Genomic DNA, 520 nt, shown 5'->3' on the forward strand with positions numbered 1-520 from the left:
AGTGCTCACACAGATTGTCTGATGAAGAACGAGCAGAAATACCGGTATAGGCTTGTAGCTCAGGTGGTTAGAGCGCACCCCTGATAAGGGTGAGGTCGGTGGTTCAAGTCCACTCAGGCCTACCAAATCGTATTGATACTGCGTTGTGAATTCACTCGTTTACTTATTGTAAACTTCGTGACTCCACGCCTTGTCTCAATAAGATTGGCTCAATTCTTAATTAAAGGAAACTTTCCAATAATAAAGAAACCTGAGAAACAAAAACGGTATTAAAGAATGCATTATGGGGCTATAGCTCAGCTGGGAGAGCGCCTGCCTTGCACGCAGGAGGTCAGCGGTTCGATCCCGCTTAGCTCCACCATAATCTCTTGAATATAAAACAATAATTCAGAGTATATTAGCAATAGTATACTGCGAATTATTTTGCTCTTTAACAATCTGGAACAAGCTGAAAAATTGAAAACAAATCAATATATCACCGAGGTATATTGATGAGTCTCTCAAAATCTCAGACCTTGAA

The 520-nt window shown here is 40.8% G+C and carries 2 tRNA genes; both read left to right on the forward strand.

Annotated features, from left to right (window positions below):
- The first annotated feature begins 48 nt into the window (after positions 1 to 48).
- Positions 49 to 125 (forward strand) — tRNA-Ile (locus AB4J89_RS18995).
- Positions 126 to 285: 160 nt separating this feature from the next.
- Positions 286 to 361 (forward strand) — tRNA-Ala (locus AB4J89_RS19000).
- The last annotated feature ends 159 nt before the right edge of the window (positions 362 to 520 follow it).

The organism is Proteus sp. STS61-E (assembly GCF_040932335.1).
GTDB classification, from domain to species: Bacteria; Pseudomonadota; Gammaproteobacteria; order Enterobacterales; family Enterobacteriaceae; genus Proteus; species Proteus mirabilis_B.